Here is a 19,206-nt window from a genome sequence, read left to right as displayed (position 1 = left end):
AGTTGTAAATTTGATAAATTTAATCAAAACATTGAGAAAAATTAAAAATGCAATATTAAAATTTTTATAACGTTATTCATTATCAATTACCATTTTTAAAATCGGTTAATGCCGCTTTATAAGTGTTTATAGCCCGTTTTCGGGCAAAATCATGGTCTATAAGTGGTTGGTTGTAATTGGAACTTTCCCATTCGGGTACCCATTTTTTAACGTATAAATTCCCCGGGTCAAACTTCTTTAACTGAGCTGCCGGGTTAAATACCCGAAAATAAGGCCCTGCATCGCAGCCGGAACCTGCTGCCCATTGCCAACCTCCGTTATTAGCTGCCAAGTCGTAATCAAGCAATTTAGTTGCAAAGTAAGCTTCGCCCCAGCGCCAATCAATAAGCAAGTGTTTGCAAAGAAAACTGGCAACCACCATACGTACCCGGTTGTGCATAAAGCCAGTGGCATTCAGTTCCCGCATACCTGCATCTACTAACGGATAACCGGTAGTGCCGGTACACCATTGCGCAAAATATTTTTCATTATTTTCCCAAGGAATGTGATCGTAAGCGGGCTTAAATGCTTGCGAAACTACCCGCGGAAAATGAAACAGGATCATGTGGTAAAAGTCGCGCCAGATAAGTTCGTTTAACCAGGTAGCGTTTAACCTTTGGGCGAGCTGCACCACTTGCCGAATACTAATGGTACCAAACCGCAAATGCACGCTTAACCTAGAAGTGCCCGCTTGAGCAGGATAATCGCGGGTTTTGTGGTAATGCGTAATAATTTCTTCGGCTACCCTTATATTCGGAGTTACTAAATCTGTATGCTGAAACCCTAAGTCTGTTAAAGTAGGAAGAGGCACCGAATTTATGGATGCAAATTGATGAAAGTATTTTTCAGTAGGATAAGCTTTAACGAAAAAGCTGTTTATAGTATTTAGCCAGCGTTTTTTGTATGGGGTAAAAACTGTGTAAGGTTCTCTATCGGCTTTCGTAATCTCGTTCTTTTCGAAAATTACCTGGTCTTTAAAAGTATAAAAAGGAATTCCCCTGGTTTTTAAATACTCTTCAACTGCTGCATCGCGCTGTTGGGCATAAGGCTCGTAATCATGATTGGCGTAAACGGCAGTAATAGTTTTTTCCTGTACTAATTTAGTAAAAATATCGAGAGGTTTACCCTGTTTTAGCCGTAAGAAAGAGCCCAACTTTTCTAAATTTTCGGCTAAGCTTTTGATTGCTTCCTGAATAAATTGAACCCGACGATCTTGCTTATCCGGAAGTTTCTCCAGAATGTCGGTGTCGTATATAAATACAGGTATTACCAATGTACCCGATTTTAATGCGTGGTACAAACCAGCATTATCGGTTAAGCGTAAGTCGCGCCGGAACCAAAAAAAAGAAACAGGTGGCGTAAGCATTTTTAAATTTTATATTAACGTAGTGCCGATAAACCACCGTCGATGGTGAACACCTGACCCGTTAACCAACTGGCTTGATCGGTGAGTAAAAATATAGCTAAGGCCGCTACCTCTTCGGGAGTGCCGGTTCGTGCCAGCGGATGCCGCTTATTAGCAGCTTCGCGTTTTTCGGGGGTGGCCAGTAAGTTTCCGGCTAAGGGAGTGTTGGTCAGGGAAGGAGCTATTACATTTACCCGAATCCTGGAGCCTGCCCATTCTGCGGCTAACGATTTTCCTAATCCTTCTACGGCGGCTTTGGCCGAAGCAGTGGATGCATGAAAACTCATTCCGGTTTGAGCGGCTACTGAACTGAAAAGTACTACTGCTGCGGCGCCAGCTTTTTTCAAGTGGGGCAAAAAAGTTTGTAGCATGGTTACGGCACCTAAAACGTTTATCTCCCACTCTTCCCGAAAATCATTAGCGGTAAGCCGATGAAAAGGTTTCAAATTTATTGTACCCGGGCAGTAAACCAGACCGTGCAAGGTATCTGGAATTTGTTCTAGAAGCTCAGCAGTAGGAGTTTGACGAACATCCCAGGAGACATAAATTAAATTATTGGTAGCAGAAAAGCTAGGTGGGCGCCGACTGATAGCAAAAACCTGATACTTCTGATTAAGTAATTGCTGAACCATGGCGGCACCAATGCCAGAGCTGGCCCCAATTACAAGAAAATTTTTATCGGCCATACGTTATTAGTAAAATGAATGCGTGTTTTGCTTTACAGGGAAAAGAATAAACTCACAATAAAATTGTACAAGGTTTTAACTCGCCAATGGAAGCAAAACTGATAAATGGCTTTTTTGTTTTAGAAGGAAGTAAATGGGGGCATTCGCTTTAAAAATAAATCTAGGTCTTTTCAGTAAGCTAAATAACTTTAGCTTTCATAAACCAGCAGCAAGTTAAGGTAGAGGCTATTAATTTAATAATGAACATCTATTTAGTTCAGCTTCCATATTTTAATAAATAGACTTTGATCACTTTGTGTGACATCTGTTCATCAGACCAAATTTTTAAATATATTGCGGCTCCTACTTTATTCCATAAACTATGAATTTTCGCATTAAATATTTTATTCTGATAAGTGCTTTCTCTTATTTTTTGCCCGGAAAATTAAACGCTCAAACCAATATTAACCCAGATGAAGTTAGCCGTATAGTAAAAACTTTATCGGCCGATAACATGCGGGGCCGGAAAGCTTTAACACCGGACATTGATAAAGCAGCAACATTTATTAGTGCAGAGTTTAAAAAAGCCGGCTTGCAAACCTGGCCAGGATTAAAGTCATTTGAGCAATCGTTTCCTGTTTATGAAATAAATTCCTTTAGTAGTTCTGTAGTACTAGATGGTACTACCTTAACCGAGCCAGCCGTATTAATTAAAACCGGAGCTAAAAAAGTAGAATGGAATCAAAAAAGTAATTCCGTCAAAATCTTAACCCGGATTGAGGCGTCTGATAATCTGATTGAGAAATTCCAGGAAACATTAACTAGCAAAGAAAGTGGTTTAGTTTTAATCGATACTGCCCACGCAGAATTATTTAAACGTTATAAAAACTATTTGAGCCGCAATAATTTACAATTAAATTTAGATAGTACCACCCTGGTTTTTGCGCTTACGTCTGTTAAAAATCCGCAGTCAGTTCAGGTAAGTGCCCAAAATGCAGTTACTAAAAAAACATTGAAAAATATAGTTGGGTATTTGCCCGGAACCACCCGCAAAAATGAATACGTTATTTTTTCGGCCCATTACGATCATATTGGAATTTTAAATCCGGTAAACGGCGATTCTATTGCCAATGGTGCCGACGATGATGCAACAGGAACTACCGCAGTAATTACCTTGGCTAATTATTTTAAAAAACAAAAGAAAAATGCCCGTAGCTTGATATTTGTAGCTTTTACCGCCGAAGAAATAGGCGGCTACGGCGCTCAGTACTTCTCAAAACAGTTGGACCCGCAACAAGTAACAGCCATGTTTAACATTGAAATGATCGGGAAAGAATCGCAGTTCGGGAAAAATGCCGGCTTTATTACAGGTTATGATAAATCCAATTTCGGGCAGATAATACAGAAAAACTTAGTGGGTTCAAGCTATTCTTTTCAACCCGATCCTTACCTAAAAGAAAACTTATTTTACCGTTCGGATAATGCCACTCTGGCACGTTTAGGTGTACCTGCCCATACTTTATCCACTGATAAAATTGATACCGATAAGTTATACCATTCGGTAGACGATGAATTTGCCAGCCTGGACATTGCCAATATGACCAATATAATAAAAGCCATTGCCCAAGCCGCGCGTAGCATTATTGCTGGACAGGACACTCCAACCCGCATTAAGCCGGAAGACGTAAAATAAAGCCGGAAAGTCTTAAATTCTAAAACCTTTATGTAACCAACTGCTGATAAAAAAGGCGTATTATTTACTAATTTGGGGCGTATTAATTTTAGATTAACTCATGCATATTTTACTCGTAGAAGATGAACCTAATGTGGCCGCATTTATAAAAAAAGGTTTGCTGGAACAAGCTTACGAAGTAGAAGTGGCTTACGATGGAATTACGGGGAAAAGCTTAGCTACCCAAAACTCCTACGACTTAATAATATTAGACGTAATTTTGCCTAACCTGAACGGGATAGAAGTATGTAAACAGATTCGCGTACAGGATAAAAAAACACCTGTGTTGATGCTTACGGCCTTAGGTACCACCAGCGATGTGGTAACCGGCCTAGATGCCGGGGCAGATGATTATTTAACTAAGCCTTTTAAATTTAGGGAATTGCTGGCCCGCGTGCGGGCACTGCATCGCCGACGGCATGTAGCCGAAGAAACCGAAGTACTCACCATTGCCGATTTACAGCTTAATCTGGAAACAAAAACTGTTATCCGAGGCGACAAACCTATTATGCTTACCGCCCGCGAATTTACATTATTAGAACATTTTTTGCGGAATAAAGGCAAGGTATTGTCGCGGTTGAGTTTACTCGAAAACGTATGGGAAGTTAATTTTGATTTAAATTCTAACGTAGTAGATGTGTACGTAAATTACCTGCGTAACAAAATTGATAAAGACTTTTCGCCCAAGCTTATTCATACAGTAATTGGGATGGGGTATATACTCAAAGACGCCGGCGATTTATGAGTATCCGTTCCCGCCTTACCTTAACTTTTACCTTATTAATTGCCGGAATTCTATTCGTTTCTTTCCTGATAATTTACTACTCTTCGGAGCAGTACCGCAAAGTAGAGTTTTATGACCGGCTACATGAACGCGGGTATATTATTGCGCAACTCTATCTGGAACAAGATGAAATAAGTAATAATTCTTTCGAAAAAATACGCCGCAAATTTTTTCAGAATTTACATCAGGAGTCCATTGATATTTTTGATCAAGATAAAAAACCACGTTTTATCCAGGATCAATATCCTTTTATTGCTCCATTAAGAGCTTTTGATCAAATTGCTAAACGTAAATATATTCAATTTGCGCGCGGTACCAGGCAAGGGATTGGGTTTTTGTATCAGGATAACCAAGGCCAGTTTTACATTTTTGTTTCGGCGGTAGATGTAACTGGCCACCGTAAAATAAATAATTTGCGCCAGGTGCTTATTATAAGTTTTTTGGCTGGTAGTCTGGTTGTATTTCTGATTGGTAGGTTTTTTACCTTTTTGGTATTAAACCCGGTTTCGGAAATGGTAGCCGAAGTAAACGATATCCGGATAACTAATTTGCACCGCCGGCTCAAAGAAGGTAACGGCCAGGATGAATTCGGACGATTGGCTAAAACCTTTAACCAGATGCTGGACCGCTTAGAGACTGCTTTTGAAATGCAGCAAAATTTTATATCCAACGCTTCCCACGAGCTTCGTAATCCGCTCACAGCCATTAGCGGCGAAATTGAAGTAACTCTAAGTCGCGAACGGGCACCAGCTGAATACAAAGAATCGTTATTAACGCTGCAAAACGAGGCCGACCGTTTAGAGAAGCTTACCAAAGATTTACTTAATCTGGCCCAAACAGACTACGAAAATAGCAGTCAGAGATCAGAAAAATTTCTTCTGGATGATTTAGTACTGGAATTAAAAGCTGAAATGGATCGCTTATACCCGCATAATAATATAAAGGTATCTTTCAAAAATATGCCCGAACAGGCAACTGTTTTAGAGGTAACCGGCAATCGCGATTTACTAAAAGCCGCCTTATTAAATGTGCTCGAAAATGCCCATAAATTCTCTAACGGAAAAGCGGTGCAATTGCAGCTATTCTATCAGAATAACCTGCTACATGTGCAAGTGCAGGACCAGGGTATAGGAATTCCACCGGCGGATTTAGATAAAATATTCGATCCTTTTTACCGGGCGGCTAATGCCCGCGGTATTAAAGGTACAGGGGTGGGTTTAGCCCTTAGCCAAAAGATTATTCTCCGCCATCACGGGCAAATTCAAATAGCTTCCGAATTAAACCACGGTACTTTGGTACAAATTACTTTACCAGCCGGTAGCTAAATAAGGAGATACAAGTATCAAGATAGTAGATGTTAGACTTTTGTGTAATTAAACAATTGAAACGTAGTTTGTTATTACAATGCCACCCAAAAATTTACTAAATTAATCTTGACCAGTTACCTGCAACTATTTAAATAATATAAGTAACTAGACAAAATTAATTTTCTATACTGGATGTCGAAGTTGTGGTGGTGATATATTAATAATCAAACATTTAACCTCGTAGAAGTCTAACATCTACTATCTTGATACTTGTGTCTTTTTACTTAATTCCAGCCAAAGTTTTTAGTAAATAAAAAAGGAAGCCAGTAGCTTCCTCCTTTATCCTTATAAACCAAATCAAAATAAAAAGTTAATCATTAAGCGGTGACTAACCGTCGCTGTTTTTTCTCCAAACGTTGTTGCTTGCGATTGTAAACTATATCAAAAATTAGCGGGAAAATGAGCAACGTTAAAATGGTACCACTGATTAAGCCGCCAATTACCACAATAGCCAAAGGTTTTTGCGTTTCGGAACCAATACCTGTAGATATAGCTGCCGGCATTAAACCAATCATAGCCATAAGAGCCGTCATTACAACGGGTCGGGTGCGGGCCCGAACTCCTTCGTAAATGGCCTGCCCAAGCGGAAGTTTATCTTTTATATTTTTCTTGAATACCGAAATTAAGATCACCCCATTCTGCACGCACAAGCCAAAGAGCGCAATAAAACCGATCCCGGCCGAAATACTAAATACCGTACCTGTTACATGCAGTGCCAATATGCCGCCAATAAGGGCAAAAGGCACATTTAAAAGCACCAGGGCGGCATCCAGCATATTGCTAAACATGATAAACAGAATCAGAAAAATAATGAGCAAACTTACGGGTACTACCTGCGTCAGCCGGTGCGTGGCGCGCACCTGGTTTTCAAACTCACCGCTCCATTGGATGTGGTAACCTTTCGATAATTTCACCACGTTTTGTACTTTTTGCTGCGCTTCTTTAATTGTACTACCTAAATCGCGTTCCCGGATAGAAAATTTAATGGCCACGAAGCGCTGGTTGTTGTCGCGGTAAATAAAGGCAGCGCCGGTATTACTTTTTATATCGGCAATTTCGCGTAAGGGAATTTTACTGCCGTGAATGGTAGGTACTTTTAAATCGCCAATGTCAGTTTCGTCGGTGCGGTATTGTTTGGGATAGCGAATGCGGACATCAAATTTCTTCTCGTTCTCGAAAAGCTGGGTGGCTGCCTTACCGCCAATCGCCATTTCTATTACGGCCTGCGCATCGGCTTTTTGCACGCCGTAAGTAGCCATTTTTTCTTCGTTTAAAACAATGGCGAGTTCCGGTTGCCCAATGTTGCGCAAAACACCTAAGTCTTTTACTCCTGGTACCTTCTGTAATACTTTTAGTACTTCATCGGCTTTATGGTCTAATTCTTCTAAATCGGAGCCAAATATTTTTACCGCTAAAGAAGCATTTATACCGGCAACGGCTTCAGCCACGTTATCGATAATAGGTTGCGAATAATTATACACAATGCCGGGGTATTGCCGCAGTTGCGCATCTATTTGCTCAATTAACTGGTCTTGGGTTATGTGGCGCTTCCATGCTTTTTTCGGATACAGATTTACCTGGCATTGCACGTAATAAAACCCAGAAGGATCGGTGCCATCGTTGGAGCGGCCGGTTTGCGAAAGCACATCTTGTACTTCCGGGAACTGCCGGATTTTATGCCGGATTTTACTAACCATGGCCACTGTTTCGGGTAGAGAGTTACTCATGGGCAGTTTGGCTTCTACCCACAAGGAGCCTTCGTTGAGTTGCGGTAAAAACTCCGAGCCTAAAAATTTAAAAGAAAACATAGAAAGCGCTAAAATTACCAAGGCAACTCCAATGCTAGCTTTTTTAAAGCGGTAGGTAAAGTTAAAGCATTTGGTTACCCCCCGTTCCAGATATAAAACTATAGGGTTGTGTTTTTCGCGCACATTTTTGTTCAACAAAATACTGGCTAAAACCGGTACCAAGGTTAAAGTAAATAATAAGGCTCCCAGTAAGGCAAAACCAAGGGTAAATGCTAACGGCGAGAACATTTTACCTTCTACCTTTTCAAAGGAAAATATAGGAAGCAGGGCCGTAATAATAATTAATTTGGAGAAGAAGATGGCCTTTGCCATTTCAGATCCGGTTTTTTTAATCAACCCAAGCTTAGATAAACGATTAAATTTATCCATTCCTACTTCGCGCGCCTTACGGTCGAGTACCACAAATAAGCCTTCTACCATTACTACCGCACCATCTATAATTATCCCGAAATCTACTGCCCCCAGTGATAGTAAATTGGCCGACATGCCCTTAATGCGCATGCATATAAAAGCAAATAGCAGTGCTAAAGGAATAATAATGGATACAATAAGCGTAGTGCGCCAATCGGCCATGAAAATGAATACAACTACGGTTACCAGAATAATACCTTCGGCCAAATTGTGCATTACGGTTTCGGTGCAAAAGGCCATTAGGTTATCGCGGTCGTAGAAAGTTGCTATTTTTACATCGGCCGGTAACACATCGGAGTTGAGTTCTTTAATTTTATCTTTAACCCGGGCTAAAACCTCGGTGGGGTTTTCACCTTTCCGCATTACTACAATTCCTTCCACAACGTCGTCGTTGGTACCTTTGCCCGCCTGGCCCACCCGGGGCGCAGCGGCTTCCCGCACATCGGCTACGTTCCTAACCATAATGGGCGTGCCATTAATATTATCGACGATAATTGTTTCAATGTCGGTCATGCTGTTGAGCAAACCTACTCCGCGCACTACGTATGCCTGACCGTTTTTTTCAATTACATCGCCCCCCACGTTTATATTACTTTTAGAAACAGCGTTAAATACTTCCAGGGGAGTAATGTTGTATTTAGCCAGTAAAGAAGGATTAACGCTTACCTCGTAGGTTTTTTCTTCGCCACCAAAAGTTACTATATCGGCTACCCCGGGCAAGCTGCGCAACTGGCGGTCTACTACCCAATTCTGGTAGGTTAGTAAATCGCGCGAATTACGTTGTTTGCTTTCTAGGGTATACCGGAAAATTTCACCGGTAGGTCCGTAAGGCGGCTGTACCACGGGATCAACTCCATCTGGCAGTGATACGTTGGCTAATAAATTGTTTACCTGTTGCCGGGCGAAAAAATCATCTACATCGTCGTCGAAAATAATTTTCATTACCGATAATCCAAACATGGAAATAGAGCGCACATTAGTTTTGCGCTGCACCGAGTTCATGGCAATTTCGATGGGAGTGGTAACAAAACGCTCTATTTCTTCGGCGCTGCGGCCATTCCATTCGGTAACTACAATAATTTGCGTGTTGGTTACATCCGGAAAGGCTTCAATGGGAGTTTTCTGAAAAGAGTAAAAACCTGCTATCGCTAAAACAGCGGTAGCAAAGAAAATAAAAGGCCGGTTTTTTAAAGAAAAGGCCACCAGCCCGGAGATAAATTTATTCATAAGGTTAATCGTTCAAAGCGTCGTAAACGAGTAATTGGTAATCGGAAATAACTGTTTCGCCGGGTTTAAGGCCGGTCTGCACGTAAGCGGTCTGGTTTACGGTTTTGTACAATTCTACTGGGCGGGTATCAATGTCGCAACGCTTGCGGTACACCATGATAAAATTGCGGTTTTTATCAAAAATGACGGATCTAGCCGGTACTGCCACCATGTGCTTATCTTCGGGGTAGTGAATGGTAACATTGGCAAACATTTCTGGTTTTAAAGCAAAATCAGAATTGTCTAATTTAATCCGCACTTTCATAACCCGGGTTTCCGGATCGAGCACATTATAAATTTTGTCTACCTTTCCGGTAAATACTTTGTCGGGGTAACTTAAAACCGAAATGGTAGCTTTGTAGCCTTCTTTTATTTTAGCAATATCGGTTTCGTATACATTAGCCAAAACCCAGATATCGTTCAGGTTAGAAATAGTAAAAATATTATCAGTATTATCGGGCCGGATTTGCATATCGCGGTTAATCTTTTTTTCTACCAGAAATCCCGAGGCCGGCGCTTTTACCACATAATCCGAAGCCTTACCAATGTTATAAATTTTAAAAATTTCGTTTATCCGCTTTACCTCGGCCTGAGCTTTACTTTTTTCTTTCTGGGCAATTACATAATCCCGCTCCGAGGTTAAGCCGGATTTATACATGTCTTCGGCGGTGCTCAAATTTTTATCGGCAAGCAGCAGATTCGATTGGGCATTGGTAAGTTGCTGTTCAAAATCGGCTATTTCGCTACTGTGAATTACTGCCAGCACCTGGCCTTGCTTTACCTGGTCGCCAAGTTCTGCTTTAACGTCTATCACGTTACCGCCTACCAAAGGGTATATTTTAAAAACTTTTTGCTCGTCGAAGGTAACTTTGCCCGAAAGCTTTAATTCGTTTTGTACTTCCTGTACCCGGGCAGTATCGAGTTTAATCATACTGCTGATGGTGTCGGAGAGGCAAAATCCCAAATCGCTTTTTTCAATTTCTCCGTGGCTTTGTTGGCAACCTCCGGAAAAAAAGGCAGTCGCCATTATCAGGCAACTGCCCATTAAAATGTTTTTCATGATTAATTTGGTTTATCTAATTTTAAGATGGGAGTACCTACCGCAAAATTTACTTCTTCTAAGGCGCGGGCCCGGTTGGTTTGCAATTGCAGCATTTGGCTAATGCTTTCGGTGTAGGTTTCGTAATAGTCGATAAATTCTATCAGACTAATATTTCGTTTACTAAAACTGGAAGTAATACCAGTCATTAATTTGTCGAAATCCTGCGAGAATTTAGCATCAAAATTTGAGTAAAGTTTATTCGTCGTTACAGCGTGGTTGTAAGCCGTCACCACATCTTGTTCTACCTGGTTTTGGTACTGTTCGTAGTCGAGTTTGCTTTTTTGAAGCAGTTGGTCGGCGATTTTAATGCCTCCTTGGTTCCGGTTAAAAACAGGTAAACTTATGGCCGCCTGCAAACCGGTATAATCGCGCACAAAAGAACCTTGCCGGTCGTACACGCCACCCAAAGTTAAATCCGGAACAGCTAAGGATTTTTGGTAAACTACATTTGCTTCCTGTTGGGCAATGCCGGTTTCATAAATTTTTAAATCGAAGCGGTTTTGAGTAGCCGTTTGCAACAATTCGGGTAAGTTTAACTGAGTGCTGGCCTGGTCTAGTTGCTTTTGGTTAATTACCGGCAATACAAATACATTGGGTTGTACGTGTAGCAGAATACCTAAATCAGCCTGGTGTTGGTTAATTTGGGTAAGCAAATCAAGTCGTTGATTTTCGAGCGAAAATATCAGGGCTTTTAAGCGCGTAACTTCTTTTAAAGCTACATTACCTTTGTTGTATTGGGTTTCGAAGGCGTTAACCAGTTTACGTACCGGTTCAATCCGGTCGGAGTAAATTTTTGAATTTTGCAGCAAAAACGATAACTCCAGCATGGAGGTACGCAATTCAAAGCGCAAGCTGCGTAATAAATCAAAATATTGGTATTCGGTTAAGCGGGCGTTTAATTGTTCTACCGCAATCCGTTTATTACGCTTACCGGCCAACTGAAATAATTGCTGCACCTGAACAATCAATTGTCCGGATTTACTCACATCAAATTCCCGGTTATTTTGGGGATTGTAAATATTTTGCTCTACGCTGATGGTGGGATTATTAAATAAACGTGCCTGAATTATAGCTGCTTCGGCGGCATTTACCTGTATTTTTTGGGATAGCAGGGAAAGGTTATTTTGTGTAAACAATTTTTCGGCCTCGCTGATAGTTACCCGCAGGGTATCGGTGCGGGCTGCGGATAAAGGAGCCGTTTGGGCCATTAATCGGCCTCCGCAGGTTACGATAAATAATAAAAATAGGAAAAGCCTTTGCATACGTTGTTTGTAAACCACGCAGCAAAAGTATACCGGCCACATTAGAGCCGGATTAGAAGCACATTAGAATAGGATTAGAATTGATAAATATTTGAGAAATGTACTTGTAGTTGAAAACGGAGCAAAAATTTAATCGAATTAACAAGTAGTAAATTATAGTAAAGAATGCCACTGCTCTCGTTTCTTTAGCAATTAAAGCTGGTTACTAATCAAATAAGAGCAGGTTAAAATCTTTTAGCTAGTAATTTAAAAAATTATTAAGTGCTTGTTATGAATGAGTTAATAGAAATTACATATTATATATTAACTTTTTGTTAACATTTTACGTAAGGCCAAAATTAGTACTTATGAGTAGAGGGTAAAAAGTACTTAGCCTCTAATAGTAGCTAATACTTTTTAGTAAACAGGGAAATACGCACTAACCATAATTTTTTGAAAATGAGAAACAGTTTACCCAAGGGAGAATTGGTTTTATTATGTAATAATGGCTATTTCGTAGAAAAGATATTATATACCAATTTACGATTTGAGCCGCGCGAAATATTACATCGATCTCTTATTTCGGTAGCCGATGTGCAATCGTTCGATGCGGTACTACAATTAGTAAGTCAATTGCGGGCGCAAGGCAGCACTGCCGATTGGCCGATTAGCCTGGTTTTAGGGGATTATACTTTAAATTTTACTTTTTCTGGCACGTGCATGCACGAACACATTGTGTTAACCGCCTCCGCCGAAGGAGTAAATTTGGATCTGATTGAACCTGCTCCCAAAAGCCAGAAAAATAACTTAGGTGCACCCGATTCCCTCGCAAGTTTAGCCTCTGAAGATTTAATCCTGATTGAGCAAATTAATCGTATTAATAGCAGTATATTAATGTTTAACTCTAAACCGAATTAAATTTATTTCTATACTGGTCATTCAGGTTTTCTTTCTTAGAATTACTTAAGTTTACTACTTAACCAGAAAGCCTATCTAATTACATAGCTGTGTTTCGGATGGTTTTTCTTTGCTTTGTCCTGAGCAAAGTATTAAAAGATACGTCCTTTATACAGATATAAGTAAAGCTACTTTTGAGGAGTAGCTTTAAAGTTTATTCATCGTCTTCGTAATCCAATCCCATTAGCCGGTTATAAGCTTGTTGCAATTCTGAATAGGCGTGCCGGTTACCTTCCTGCTGACTTTTGCGCATTCCTTTTTTGTAAATTTGCTCGGCCTGTTCTTTTTCCCCGAAAGATTCGTGTAACCTCCCGGCATGATAATACGTGCCTATATAGTTTTCGTGGTCCTGCAAAAGTTTTTGATAATATTCCATGGCTTTATGCGGATCAATTTTTAGGTATTCCGTAGCAATAGCATAAAGCGTAAATGCATCGTTGGGATCTTCGCGGTAAAACTCGAAAAGTTGGTCTAATCTGGTTTGGTTCCTTTCCATTCTAGCTTATTTTTATAACTTTGCGCAAATTTAATTTTTCTACGTAAACAATTCGTCGATGAAGATTTTAGTTTGTATAAGTAACGTTCCCGATACCACTACTAAAATTTCTTTCACTCCTGATAATAAAGAACTTAACACTGCTGGCGTACAATTCGTAATAAATCCATACGACGAATATGCCTTAACCCGGGCTATTGAACTAAAAGAAAGCCAGGGCGGTACCGTAACTGTGCTAAATGTAGGATTAGCTGATACAGAAGCAAATATTCGGAAAGCCTTAGCCATTGGCGCCGACGATGCCATTCGGGTAAATGCTAAACCTACGGATGCGTTTTTTGTTGCGCAGCAAATTGCCCAATACGCAAAAGAAGGTGGTTATGATTTAATTTTAATGGGAAAAGAATCGGTAGATTATAACGGGTTTCAGGTGCACGGAATGGTAGCCGAACTATTAGGCTGGCCAGCCATTGTTCCAGCCATTAAGCTGGACGTAACCGGAACAACAGCTACCCTGGAGCGGGAAATTGAAGGCGGAAAAGAAATTATGCAGGTAAATTTACCCTTGGTAGCCAGTGCGCAACAACCCATGAGCGAACCTCGCATTCCGAACATGCGCGGCATTATGACGGCCCGGACGAAACCTTTAAACGTTGTAGAGCCTATAAGCAGTGATGTGAAAACTAAAACCGAAGCGTACACGCTGCCGGAGAAAAAATCAGGAGTAAAGTTAATCGATCCGGCCAATGCCGGCGAACTAATTACGTTGTTAAGAAACGAAGCAAAAGTAATTTAATATGTCGGTTTTAGTATTTATAGAATGTGCGGATGGTAAAGTAAAAAAATCTTCGTTCGAAGCAGCTTGTTATGGCCAGCAAGTGGCCGCTAGCTTAGGTACGGAGATTGTAGCAATTGCCATTGGGGAAGTAGCTACCGAAGAGTTAAAAAGCCTGGGTAAATACGGTGCAGCAAAAGTATTGGTAGATGAGGAACCCCGTTTAAAAGATTATGTGAGTCAGGCATATACCAAAGTAGTTGCCGCCGCCGCCGAAAAAGAAAATGCCTCGGTAATTATACTGTCTAATACCAATATTGGATCCGGAATTGGTGCCCGGCTAGCTGCGCGTTTGCAAGCCTGCTACGCGGCTAATGTAGTGGCCTTGCCCGAGATTTCAGGCGATACCTTAAAAGTAAAAAAAAGCGTTTTTTCCGGAAAAGCGTTTGCCGAAGAAAACTTAAGTGCTTCTACCAAGATAATCGCAATTAAAAAAAATAGCATTGAAGTAAAAGAAACTGGTTCCGGAGAAGCAGCAATAGAAACTTTTACTACTGCCTTAACCGATGCAGATTTAAATGGAGTTCCCCAGGAAACCGTGCGGGCTACCGGAGATGTATTGCTGACCGAGGCCGATATTGTAGTTTCGGGTGGGCGCGGCATGCGAGGTCCGGAAAACTGGCACTTAATTGAAGATTTGGCCAAAGCCTTGGGAGCAGCTACCGCCTGTTCTAAACCAGTAGCCGATGTGGGTTGGCGCCCACACCACGAGCACGTTGGCCAAACGGGTATTACTATTAGCCCTAATTTGTATATTGCGGTTGGTATTTCTGGTGCCATTCAGCATCTGGCGGGTGTAAACTCTTCTAAAGTAATTGTCGTTATTAACAAAGATCCGGAAGCCCCTTTTTTTAAAGCCGCTGATTACGGAATAGTAGGAGATATATTTGAGGTTGTACCCAAACTTATTGAGGAGGCGAAAGCTCTGGCAAAATAATTAGCAGAACACACCACACTAGACGAAAAACTGTGAAAAAAATTCAGTTAGAAATATTAGGATTATCATCCAGCCAGTCACAATCCGGATCATTTGCGCTGGTTTTAGGAGAAAAAGATGGTAACCGCCGGTTACCAATTATTATTGGAATGTTCGAGGCTCAATCTATTGCGATCCAGATTGAAAAAATTAATCCAAACCGGCCTTTAACGCACGATTTATTTAAGTCTTTTGCCCAGCAAGTAAGAATTATAGTAAAAGAAGTCTTGATTTCTGACTTAAAAGAAGGCGTCTTTTATTCTAAAATTATATGTTCCGATGGCGCACGCGAGTTTGAGTTGGATTCACGTCCTTCCGATGCTATTGCCATTGGTTTACGTTTTGGGGTAAATATTTATACCGTAGAAAGTGTTTTATCGGAAGCGGGCATTATTCTGAGCGACTTAGAAGAAGAGGAGGAAGAAGAGGATACCGACCTGACAAGTAGCAGCAGTAAAGCTGAACCGGTTTACGAAAGCAGTAAGGAAAATATTAAGGAGGTATCCGTAGAAGAATTAAACAAAATGTTAATTGAAGCTCTGGATAAAGAAGATTACGAGCGGGCTGCTAAAATTCGCGATGAGTTAAATAAAAGGAGTTAAATTTATACAAGTACCTTATTAAAAGCCTCTTTAACAAATATAAGTTAAAGAGGCTTTTTTTGTTTGCTGGGCTTTCTTAACTTAAAGCATTGTAAGTCAGTTCTTCTGTTTCACTTTAAACGATTTTTTAATGGCCACCCTTTCGCTAACAATCAATAATAAGTTCCATACCGTTGAAGCGGATCCGGAAATGCCGCTGCTATGGGTTATTCGGGATATTGTGGGTTTAACGGGTACTAAGTTTGGGTGCGGTATGGCACAATGCGGTGCCTGCACCATTCACCTGGACGGCAATGCCACCCGTTCCTGCGTATTACCCGTTTCGGCGGTAGTTGGTAAAAAAATTACTACCATCGAAGGAATTTCTACGAACCGTACCCACCCGGTACAACAAGCCTGGATTGAGAGCCAGGTTCCGCAGTGCGGTTATTGCCAATCCGGACAAATTATGTCGGCCGTTGCTCTGCTAAACAAAAACGTAAAACCCACCAACGCCGATATTGACGCTGCCATGCAGGGAAATATTTGCCGGTGCGGTACCTATCCGCGTATTCGTCAGGCTATTCAGGCCGCCGCTAAAAAAATGGTAGCTTCTAACACAACCTTAAAAACTCTGAAGGATGGATAATGTAGAAAATACCGTTTCGCGCCGAAAATTTTTAAAATCGGCTGGTTTATCCGGAGCTTTCCTGGCGCTTGGGTTCTCCTTACCCAATGTAGGCAATGCTGCTACACTTAAAAAGTTAGCTTCTCCCGCTGTTCTGGATTTAGAGTTCAGCCCCTTTATATTAATCGATACAGCCGGTAAAATTACTTTATTTAACGCCCGACCCGAAATGGGGCAGGGTACTTTTCAGGCTATGCCGGCATTACTAGCCGAAGAATTGGAAGTAAGTCTGGACCAGGTTTCTATTTTACCCACCGATGGCCGGAAAAAGTATGGTTTTCAATTAAGTGGGGGTAGCAGTAGTGTACGCACATCCTGGGAGCCTTTACGGAAAGCCGGAGCAGCCGTGAGGGAAATGTTGGTAAAAGCCGCTGCTCAGCACTGGCAAGTAAACGAAGCCGATTGTTACGCTGAAAATGCTGCTGTTTACCACAAATCAAGCGGTAAGAAACTTACTTACGCCGAATTGGTAGAGGAAGCTTCTAAACTAGAAGTACCCAAAGAACCAAAGCTGAAAGATCCGAAAGATTTTAAAATACTTGGTAAGTCAGCTCTCCGACCGGATATTCCGGCTAAAGTAGATGGTTCTGCTCAGTTTGGCATGGATGTAAAAGTGCCCGGTATGTTATATGCTTCCATAGAAAGGGCACCTTTTATTTTTGGGAAAGTTACTAATTTGGAGGATGCGAATGCTAAAGCAATAGCCGGGGTGAAACACGTTGTAGTATCAGAAAGAAAAATGCCGCACCGTTCTACCCAGGGAGTAGCTGTAATCGCCGATACCTATTTTGCTGCCCTGAAAGGACGTAAAGCTTTAAAGGTTTCGTGGGAGCCTGAAACGGCTTCGGAACTCAGTACTACGGAATATTTTAACCGTTTGCGCCAGCTTTCTAAAAACGAAGGAGCAGAGTTTTTGCAAAAAGGTAACGTAAACGAAGGGCTTACTGCGGCCTTTAAAAAAATAGAAGCACACTACGAAACGCCATTTCTGGCCCATGCTCCCATGGAACCGGAAAATGCAACCGCTCACGTTACTGAGGGCGCTTGTGAAATATGGGCACCGGTGCAAGCTCCGGATTTAGCGGCGGCACAAGTGGCCGAATATTTAAATATTTCTCCCGAAAACGTAAAAGTACACGTTCCTTTTCTCGGCGGAGCGTTTGGCCGTAAAGCTTACTTTGACTATTTGCTCGAAGCGGTTAACTTATCGAAACAGGTAAAAGCCCCGGTAAAACTTATCTGGACCCGCGAAGACGATACTATACAAGGACCTTTCCGGCCGGGTATGCTGAGTGCCATGCGAGGGGGCATAGATAAAAACGGCCAGGTAATAGCTTTTGAACATAAAGTGGTAGGGTCTTCTATTGTGCATCAAACGCAGGCATTCGGGGGTAAAAAGTTAAAGGAAAACGAGGCCGATGAATGGACCATGGAGTCTATTAACCCAACGGATAGTCCGTATAAATTTACTAATGCTGGCTATCGGTTCGTGTTAGCCGAAACGGAAATTCCAATTGTTTGGTGGCGTTCTGTGTATAGCTCTACCAGCGCTTTCGGGCAAGAGAGTTTTGTAGATGAATTAGCCCACGCGGCTGGTAAAGACCCGTTAACTTTCCGGTTAAATTTACTAAATGAATCTCCGCGTTTTGCCAATGTGCTAAAACTACTCGGAGAAAAAGCTAAATGGAACGAGAAGCTTCCGGCTGGTAAAGCCCGGGGGATAGCCATTGCCCGATCTTTTGGTAGTATTTGTGCGCATGCTGTAACAGTAGCCAAAGATAAAAACGGCGTAAAAATAGAGAAAGTAGTTTCAGTGATAGATTGCGGCCAGGTGGTTAACCCAAATACGGTAAAAGCGCAAACCGAGGGCAACGTAATTATGGGTTTAACTGCAGCCATTAAAGATGGCATAACTTTGGAAAACGGTCGGGTACAACAAAGTAACTTTCACCAGTACCGGGTAATGCGCATCAACGAAACGCCTGTTATTGAAGTCCATATTATGCCTAGTACTGAAGCGCCAGGTGGAGTAGGAGAGCCGGGCTTGCCGCCGGTAGCACCAGCATTATGCAATGCTGTTTTTGCACTTACCGGTAAAAGAGTACGTAAGCTTCCGTTTGATTTAACTAATCTCTCAAAAGTTTGATTTTTGATTGTACGTAAATTGCGTTTCTGTAAGAAAGAGCCGCTTTTCTGTAGAGAAGAACGGCTCTTTAATTTTTATTTCTTTAGAACTTATACCCAATAGTAAGCAGTAGTTGTTATAATAGACTTTAATGTTGTCCTTTGAAGTCTGTTCCAACCTCCATGCTACAGTGCTACCTAATTTGACAGGTACCCAGTTTGCCTCATGGCCGGCGAGCCTCGTTTGGCTCTCTCGCACTCGCTAGTCTTCCTTTCCTCGGCTCCGTCTGCGGAATACTGCTGCGCAGTACCGGAATCCTAGCAGGTGCTCCACAGCCAAACTGGTATCAGTGCTTGTAACTACTGTTATTACTATTTAGTAGTACTATACTGTATGAAGCCGAATTTATCAGGATCTGCGTAGAGGTATAGCAGAACAGGAAGTTTCATTCCGTTAATTCTTGTCATTAGTAGCCGCCTATAAAAACCATTTTCTTCTTCTTAATATTAACAAAGTTAATTATACAAGCTGTGGAAGAAAAGTAGTAGCTACCAGCAACTAACACCAGTTTGGCTGTAGAGGGCCTTTTAGCGTTCCGGTGCTGCAAAGCAGCATGGCACAACGGAGTGAGCCAAGGTTCGCTAAACCGCCCGAAAGAGCCAAACGAGGCCCGCCGGCCAGGAGGCAAACTCAGCCGGTTCAAACAAGTTAGCACCGCTACCTGGAGT

Annotated in this window: 16 protein-coding genes; 9 read left to right on the top strand and 7 right to left on the bottom strand. The window is 41.6% G+C overall.

Annotated features, from left to right (window positions below; genetic code table 11):
* Nucleotides 1-82: 82 nt before the first annotated feature.
* Both HUW48_RS16620 and HUW48_RS16615 read right to left on the bottom strand, forming a co-directional pair.
* Nucleotides 83-1,405 carry a cryptochrome/photolyase family protein gene (locus tag HUW48_RS16620; protein ID WP_182412019.1) on the bottom strand — a complete coding sequence of 441 codons (1,323 nt, stop codon included), beginning with the start codon at nucleotides 1,403-1,405 and terminating at the stop codon, nucleotides 83-85.
* A 14-nt stretch (nucleotides 1,406-1,419) separates the two neighbouring features.
* Nucleotides 1,420-2,130: an SDR family NAD(P)-dependent oxidoreductase gene (locus HUW48_RS16615; RefSeq protein WP_182412018.1), complete on the bottom strand. Its 711-nt coding sequence runs from the start codon at nucleotides 2,128-2,130 to the stop codon at nucleotides 1,420-1,422.
* Between the two features lie 361 nt (nucleotides 2,131-2,491).
* Between HUW48_RS16615 and HUW48_RS16610 the strand changes: the two genes are divergently transcribed.
* From HUW48_RS16610 to HUW48_RS16600, 3 genes are all read left to right on the top strand, one after another.
* Nucleotides 2,492-3,802 (top strand): M20/M25/M40 family metallo-hydrolase, encoded by a 1,311-nt coding sequence (locus tag HUW48_RS16610; RefSeq protein WP_182412017.1) that lies wholly within the window; start codon nucleotides 2,492-2,494, stop codon nucleotides 3,800-3,802.
* Nucleotides 3,803-3,902: 100 nt separating this feature from the next.
* Complete coding sequence (locus HUW48_RS16605) at nucleotides 3,903-4,586, top strand: response regulator (protein WP_182412016.1); 684 nt, start codon at nucleotides 3,903-3,905, stop codon at nucleotides 4,584-4,586.
* A complete protein-coding gene (locus tag HUW48_RS16600) occupies nucleotides 4,583-5,950 on the top strand; it encodes a sensor histidine kinase (RefSeq protein ID WP_182412015.1) in 1,368 nt (455 codons plus the stop codon). The genes HUW48_RS16605 and HUW48_RS16600 overlap by 4 nt, the downstream gene beginning before the upstream one ends.
* Before the next feature lie 359 nt (nucleotides 5,951-6,309).
* Here HUW48_RS16600 and HUW48_RS16595 read toward each other — a convergent pair whose 3' ends face one another.
* Genes HUW48_RS16595 through HUW48_RS16585 form a run of 3 tightly spaced genes read right to left on the bottom strand, consistent with a single transcriptional unit; the run spans nucleotide 6,310 to nucleotide 11,841 of the window.
* The gene (locus HUW48_RS16595; RefSeq protein ID WP_182412014.1) at nucleotides 6,310-9,438 is read right to left on the bottom strand and encodes an efflux RND transporter permease subunit; all 3,129 of its coding nucleotides are present in this window, start codon (nucleotides 9,436-9,438) and stop codon (nucleotides 6,310-6,312) included.
* Between the two features lie 4 nt (nucleotides 9,439-9,442).
* On the bottom strand, nucleotides 9,443-10,537 hold the full coding sequence (locus HUW48_RS16590) for an efflux RND transporter periplasmic adaptor subunit (RefSeq protein WP_182412013.1): 1,095 nt from the start codon (nucleotides 10,535-10,537) through the stop codon (nucleotides 9,443-9,445).
* 2 nt (nucleotides 10,538-10,539) lie between these two features.
* Complete coding sequence (locus tag HUW48_RS16585) at nucleotides 10,540-11,841, bottom strand: TolC family protein (RefSeq protein WP_182412012.1); 1,302 nt, start codon at nucleotides 11,839-11,841, stop codon at nucleotides 10,540-10,542.
* 438 nt (nucleotides 11,842-12,279) lie between these two features.
* On the opposite strand from HUW48_RS16585, the gene HUW48_RS16580 reads away from it, so the two are divergent.
* Entirely contained in the window at nucleotides 12,280-12,738 is a 459-nt protein-coding gene (locus tag HUW48_RS16580) for a hypothetical protein (protein WP_182412011.1), read from the top strand.
* A gap of 193 nt (nucleotides 12,739-12,931) precedes the next feature.
* Here the strand turns inward: HUW48_RS16580 and HUW48_RS16575 are convergent, their stop codons facing one another.
* Nucleotides 12,932-13,273: a tetratricopeptide repeat protein gene (locus HUW48_RS16575; protein ID WP_182412010.1), complete on the bottom strand. Its 342-nt coding sequence runs from the start codon at nucleotides 13,271-13,273 to the stop codon at nucleotides 12,932-12,934.
* A 58-nt stretch (nucleotides 13,274-13,331) separates the two neighbouring features.
* Between HUW48_RS16575 and HUW48_RS16570 the strand changes: the two genes are divergently transcribed.
* From HUW48_RS16570 to HUW48_RS16550, 5 genes are all read left to right on the top strand, one after another.
* A complete protein-coding gene (locus HUW48_RS16570) occupies nucleotides 13,332-14,069 on the top strand; it encodes an electron transfer flavoprotein subunit beta/FixA family protein (protein ID WP_182412009.1) in 738 nt (245 codons plus the stop codon).
* 1 nt (nucleotide 14,070) lies between these two features.
* A complete protein-coding gene (locus HUW48_RS16565) occupies nucleotides 14,071-15,045 on the top strand; it encodes an electron transfer flavoprotein subunit alpha/FixB family protein (protein WP_182412008.1) in 975 nt (324 codons plus the stop codon).
* A 32-nt stretch (nucleotides 15,046-15,077) separates the two neighbouring features.
* Complete coding sequence (locus HUW48_RS16560) at nucleotides 15,078-15,686, top strand: bifunctional nuclease family protein (RefSeq protein ID WP_182412007.1); 609 nt, start codon at nucleotides 15,078-15,080, stop codon at nucleotides 15,684-15,686.
* A 130-nt stretch (nucleotides 15,687-15,816) separates the two neighbouring features.
* A complete protein-coding gene (locus tag HUW48_RS16555; protein WP_182412006.1) occupies nucleotides 15,817-16,314 on the top strand; it encodes a (2Fe-2S)-binding protein in 498 nt (165 codons plus the stop codon).
* Nucleotides 16,307-18,499, top strand: a complete 2,193-nt coding sequence (locus HUW48_RS16550) for a xanthine dehydrogenase family protein molybdopterin-binding subunit (RefSeq protein WP_182412005.1) — start codon at nucleotides 16,307-16,309, stop codon at nucleotides 18,497-18,499. The genes HUW48_RS16555 and HUW48_RS16550 overlap by 8 nt, the downstream gene beginning before the upstream one ends.
* Before the next feature lie 445 nt (nucleotides 18,500-18,944).
* Here HUW48_RS16550 and HUW48_RS16545 read toward each other — a convergent pair whose 3' ends face one another.
* The gene (locus tag HUW48_RS16545) at nucleotides 18,945-19,181 is read right to left on the bottom strand and encodes a hypothetical protein (protein ID WP_182412004.1); all 237 of its coding nucleotides are present in this window, start codon (nucleotides 19,179-19,181) and stop codon (nucleotides 18,945-18,947) included.
* Nucleotides 19,182-19,206 lie beyond the last annotated feature (25 nt).

The sequence above is a fragment of the Adhaeribacter radiodurans genome (assembly GCF_014075995.1).
In the GTDB taxonomy this organism is placed as follows: domain Bacteria; phylum Bacteroidota; class Bacteroidia; order Cytophagales; family Hymenobacteraceae; genus Adhaeribacter; species Adhaeribacter radiodurans.
This window is presented reverse-complemented; position numbering and strand designations above follow the sequence as displayed.